Below are 5,095 nucleotides of genomic sequence, written 5' to 3' on the forward strand. Positions count from 1 at the left end.
GCTACGACGGGATTCGAACCTGTGACCCCATCATTATGAGTGATGTGCTCTAACCAACTGAGCTACGTAGCCATTTTGTTATCCTAACTCCGGTCTTTCTAAGTGACCGTCGTCTCGGGAACGGGGCGCATTATGCTCATACCAGCGAAAACCGTCAATAGTTTTTTTTAATATCTTCAGAAAATTCGCGTGTTCGCTGGATATTTGGGCGAAATGGGTGAATGCCAAACTGATATGCTGCTTTTTAAGCCTAATAGGCTGTGAATGATGAGGTTACCTTCTTTTAACTTTATTGTCAGAGAGATAAAAAATAAGCCAGCAACAAGGCTGGCTTACTGAATTTTCTATGCTATTTGCCCTGTTGGGCGGAAGCGGTATTAAACGTTGAAGCGGAAATGAACCACGTCGCCATCTTTAACGATGTAATCTTTACCTTCAAGACGCCACTTACCAGCTTCTTTTGCGCCGCTTTCACCTTTGAACTCGATGAAGTGGTCGTAACCAACAACTTCTGCACGGATGAAACCTTTTTCAAAGTCAGTGTGGATCTTGCCCGCTGATTGTGGCGCAGTTGCACCAACAGGGATTGTCCAAGCACGTACTTCTTTTACGCCAGCGGTAAAGTAAGTTTGCAGGTTCAGTAGCTCATAACCAGAACGGATCACACGGTTCAGGCCTGGCTCTTCGATACCCATGTCAGCAAGGAATTCTTCGCGGTCAGCGTCGTCAAGCTCGGCAATTTCAGATTCGATTGCAGCACATACTGGTACGACGACAGCATTTTCTTTCGCTGCGTGCTCGCGAACCATGTCCAGGTATTCGTTATCTTCGAAACCATCTTCGCTTACGTTAGCGATGTACATTGTTGGTTTTACTGTCAGGAAGTTCAGGTAGCTGATTGCTGCTAGTTCTTCTTTTGCTAGCTCAACAGAGCGAACCATACCACCCTCAGTCAGAGTTGGTAGTAGCTTTTCAAGTACAGTGATTTCGAACTTAGCGTCTTTGTCGCCGCCTTTAGCTCGTTTTGCTTGGCGCTGGATTGCGCGCTCACAAGTATCCAGATCCGCTAGTGCAAGTTCCAGGTTGATAACTTCGATGTCATCAAGCGGGTTGATTTTACCTGCAACGTGGACGATATTTTCGTTTTCGAAGCAGCGAACCACATGGCCGATTGCATCGGTTTCACGAATGTTTGCCAGGAATTTGTTACCCAGACCTTCACCTTTTGATGCGCCGGCAACCAAGCCTGCAATATCAACGAATTCCATTGTGGTTGGCAGTACGCGTTCTGGATTGACGATTTCCGCCAGTGCATCCAAACGCAGATCTGGCACTGGTACAACGCCGGTGTTTGGTTCAATAGTACAGAACGGGAAGTTCGCAGCTTCGATACCCGCTTTTGTCAAGGCGTTGAATAGTGTGGACTTACCTACGTTAGGAAGGCCGACGATTCCGCATTTAAAACCCATGGTTTGAAACCCTTTTGGTGATGATTCGGTGAAACAACTATGCCGATAGCGATGTTAAGTATCGCACCGGCAGAGCAATATTATATTAGAGTGAAGACATTATTCAGCTTTGAATGAATGTAATCGATTTTGCGCCTTGTTCAGGCCATCTTTAAGCAGGATATCCATGCAGCGAACGGCTTCATCAACCGCAGCATCGATATTGTCCTGTTCTTTGGCTGGCGCTTTGCCAAGGACAAAGCCAGACACTTTGTTCTTGTCACCCGGGTGGCCAATGCCAACTCGCAGGCGATAGAAATCTTTGTTATTGCCCATTTTGCTGATGATGTCGCGCAGGCCGTTGTGTCCACCGTGACCGCCGCCTTTTTTGAATTTGGCCACGCCTGGTGGCAGATCCAGTTCATCATGTGCAACTAAGATCTCTTCTGGCTTGATCTGGAAGAATTTCGCCAGTGCAGCCACGGATTTACCGGAAAGGTTCATAAACGTGGTTGGGATCAACAAGCGAAGATCATGGCCATTGGCCTGGATCCGGCCAGTGAGGCCAAAGTACTTTGATTCTTCTCGTAAGCTAATGTTGTGGGCTCGGGCTAGTTCTTCAACGACCCATGCCCCCGCGTTGTGGCGGGTTTTAGCATACTCGGCACCAGGGTTAGCCAGGCCGACTAATAGACGAATATTGTTACTCACGCTAGTCTCTCAAGTCTTAGGGGGCTTAAAACGCGCGCTATGTTATACCAAACCGCGCAAGATTGATATCTCCGGACGCAAAACGCCCCGCGGAAGGCGGGGCGTCGGGATGCTTTCGTACAATCGAACCGGGTCGATTGGTTTGGCGGATTAGTGCTCGAACATCGCAGAGATTGACTCTTCGTTGCTGATGCGGCGAATCGCTTCGGCCAGCATACCTGATAGGGTCAGAACCGACACCTTACCAGTATCAACCATCTCTTTAGACAGAGTGATAGAGTCAGTAACAATTACTTCATCAATAACAGATTCTTTGATGTTCTTTGGCGCGCTACCTGAGAATACCGGGTGAGTTGCGTAAGCAAATACACGCTTCGCCCCACGTTCTTTCAGTGCTTCGGCTGCCTTACACAGTGTGCCGCCGGTATCGATCATGTCATCAACGATGATGCAGTCACGGCCTTCTACGTCACCGATCAGGTGCATAACCTGAGAAACGTTAGCACGTGGGCGACGCTTATCGATGATTGCGATATCAGTATCATCCAGCAGCTTAGCAATTGCGCGTGCACGTACTACACCGCCGATATCTGGAGAAACCACAACTGGATCTTCAAGTTTTTTCGCTAGGATGTCTTCCAGCAGTACCGGGCTACCGAATACGTTATCAACTGGAACGTCGAAGAAGCCTTGGATTTGCTCGGCGTGAAGATCAACGGTAAGAACGCGGTCAACACCAACGTTAGAAAGGAAATCGGCAACAACTTTTGCCGTAATTGGCACACGAGCAGAACGGACACGGCGGTCTTGGCGAGCATAACCGAAGTAAGGGATTACAGCGGTAATACGACCTGCAGAAGCACGGCGTAGTGCATCGATCATTACAACCAATTCCATCAGGTTGTCATTGGTTGGCGCACAAGTCGATTGAATGATAAATACGTCGCTACCACGGACGTTCTCATTAATCTGAACACATACTTCACCATCGGAAAAACGGTTAACTGTTGCGTCCCCTAGAGAAATATAGAGACGGTCAGCAATGCGTTGGGCTAGTTCTGGTGTCGCGTTACCAGCAAACAGCTTCATATCAGGCACGGTGGAAACCTCAGGTTGCGTCCAAGTTGTATAGTTACTGACTATCCTTAGAATGTGCGTTCAAGGCTGTCAAAAGAGGAGATGTGTTGACACCTTTTGCGACGAATCCTTGGAGCCAGTCAGGCAAATTTTTCAGAGTTGCAATGGCTTCTTGTTGAGTGCTAAATTCAGCAAATACACAAGCGCCAGTGCCGGTCAATCTTGACGGCGCGTATTCTAACAGCCACGAAAGCGCCTTATCAACCTTAGGGTGCAGTCTTCTAACGATTTTTTCGCAATCGTTTTCGTAAATCCCCGCCATTAGGGCATCTAGTGACCTTCTTTCGGTATCTCGAGTTAATTCTTGATGGGTGAAAATATCAACAGTTGCGATGCTGACATCCGGTTTTGCTACTAAATACCATTTCTCTTCCGGCTCTGCCGGTTGGAGTTTTTCGCCGACACCTTCGGCAAATGCGCTGAACCCGCGGACAAAAACTGGTACATCTGCACCAAGATTGAGGCCGATTTCGGCCAGCTCGTCAATACTGAGGTTGGTCTGCCACAGGACGTTGAGGGCGACAAGTGTGGTTGCCGCGTCGGATGAACCACCACCTAAGCCCCCGCCCATCGGCAGAATTTTGTCCAGATGAATATCTGCTCCTGCGGTGATACCGGCAGTACGTCGCAGCGCATCAGCTGCACGGTAAATCAGGTTGTCCTCAGTGGCGACACCTTCAATGGCTGGTGAAAGGGTGATCACATCTGAGTGATTGGCTGTGATGGTCAGGGTGTCGCTATGGTCGAGAAACTGAAACAGAGTCTGTAACTCGTGATAACCATCAGGGCGGCGACCAGTGATGTAAAGGAACAAGTTGAGTTTGGCTGGCGCCGGCCAGCGGGTTGTACGAGTGATCATAGTGTTGCTCACAGTTGTTTATTGCTGATGTTTGTTCGGTAGTTGCCACTCGTTGATAACGAGTGTGATCTTGACGCTCCCCTGCGAAAGTACCATGCGCTTAGGTAAGGCCGGGGTTACCGAGGTGTCGTAATCGTTGTAGTCCAGCTGCCAGCGTTGGTCATCAATTTGTTTGGCTAGGTATGCCACGCGATTATCGTCGTTGAGCTTATAAGTGTCGGCAGCAGTCGGAAGGCCGATCAGCCAGTCGCGCATTTGCTCAACCGGTAGATTAATGTCGGTCAGCTGGCGGATGAGGGCGGAAGCATTGGTGCCACGATGGGTTGCGCCGTCATGGGATACCAGGGTGACTCGGAGCGGAGTTGCGTCAAGTTTTAATAGGGTTTTGCCGAGGAAGTTCGTCAACAGCAAGTGGTCAGCCTGAGGGGCTGAACGCCAGAGCAAGTTGGCACCGAAGCGTTGTTTTCCTCTGTAGCCCAGTTTGCCGTTAGCTTGATAATGATTCAATTGCTGGAGTGATGCCTGATGTGTCTGCCAGTCGACGGTCGGTACGACAGTGGGTTGGGTAGCACAGCCGGCCAGTACGAAAAAAAAGAATGTGTAACCGAGCAGCCGTGGTATCGAGAACGGAAACCGCCGTGAAGATGAAAACGATGGCATAATTTATGATTATCTTATGGGTTTAGGCAAACAATAGCGATTATTGGGCCATAATACCAATTGCAACAATGAATTGCTCATATTGTTACAAGGAAATATTAATAGTGGGAAATGGCTGTGAACGTTCAGGTTGGTGCGTAATTTTGTGGGAGGTGCGTTAAGTTTTCGCGGGGAATTTATGGTGTTCATACCTGTTCATTTAGGGCTCTGTTGTACTTCTGTGTTGCTCAACTATAATCAAGTTTAACAAACCAGATCTTCATGAGGCATTTTGTTATGA

The 5,095-nt window shown here is 48.6% G+C and carries 5 protein-coding genes; all 5 read right to left on the reverse strand.

The genetic code is table 11. From position 1 onward, the window contains the following. Positions 1-377 precede the first annotated feature (377 nt). A complete protein-coding gene (gene ychF, locus Q0852_RS23190) occupies positions 378-1,469 on the reverse strand; it encodes a redox-regulated ATPase YchF (RefSeq protein WP_299022702.1) in 1,092 nt (363 codons plus the stop codon). 99 nt (positions 1,470-1,568) lie between these two features. Further along, positions 1,569-2,159 carry an aminoacyl-tRNA hydrolase gene (gene pth / locus Q0852_RS23195; RefSeq protein WP_299022705.1) on the reverse strand — a complete coding sequence of 197 codons (591 nt, stop codon included), beginning with the start codon at positions 2,157-2,159 and terminating at the stop codon, positions 1,569-1,571. A gap of 150 nt (positions 2,160-2,309) precedes the next feature. Next, entirely contained in the window at positions 2,310-3,257 is a 948-nt protein-coding gene (locus Q0852_RS23200; RefSeq protein ID WP_299022708.1) for a ribose-phosphate pyrophosphokinase, read from the reverse strand. Between the two features lie 34 nt (positions 3,258-3,291). Then, positions 3,292-4,155 (reverse strand): 4-(cytidine 5'-diphospho)-2-C-methyl-D-erythritol kinase, encoded by an 864-nt coding sequence (gene ispE, locus Q0852_RS23205; RefSeq protein WP_299022710.1) that lies wholly within the window; start codon positions 4,153-4,155, stop codon positions 3,292-3,294. Between the two features lie 18 nt (positions 4,156-4,173). Continuing rightward, entirely contained in the window at positions 4,174-4,815 is a 642-nt protein-coding gene (gene lolB / locus Q0852_RS23210; RefSeq protein WP_299022713.1) for a lipoprotein insertase outer membrane protein LolB, read from the reverse strand. Positions 4,816-5,095: the final 280 nt, after the last annotated feature.

Source organism: uncultured Photobacterium sp., assembly GCF_947502415.1.
Lineage (GTDB): Bacteria > Pseudomonadota > Gammaproteobacteria > Enterobacterales > Vibrionaceae > Photobacterium.

Bases quoted from the DNA above. Each gene is read 5' to 3' on its own strand.
- ychF (WP_299022702.1), bottom strand. From the start codon at position 1,469: ATGGGTTTTAAATGCGGAATCGTCGGCCTTCCTAACGTAGGTAAGTCC.
- ispE (WP_299022710.1), bottom strand. From the start codon at position 4,155: ATGATCACTCGTACAACCCGCTGGCCGGCGCCAGCCAAACTCAACTTG.
- lolB (WP_299022713.1), bottom strand. From the start codon at position 4,815: ATGCCATCGTTTTCATCTTCACGGCGGTTTCCGTTCTCGATACCACGG.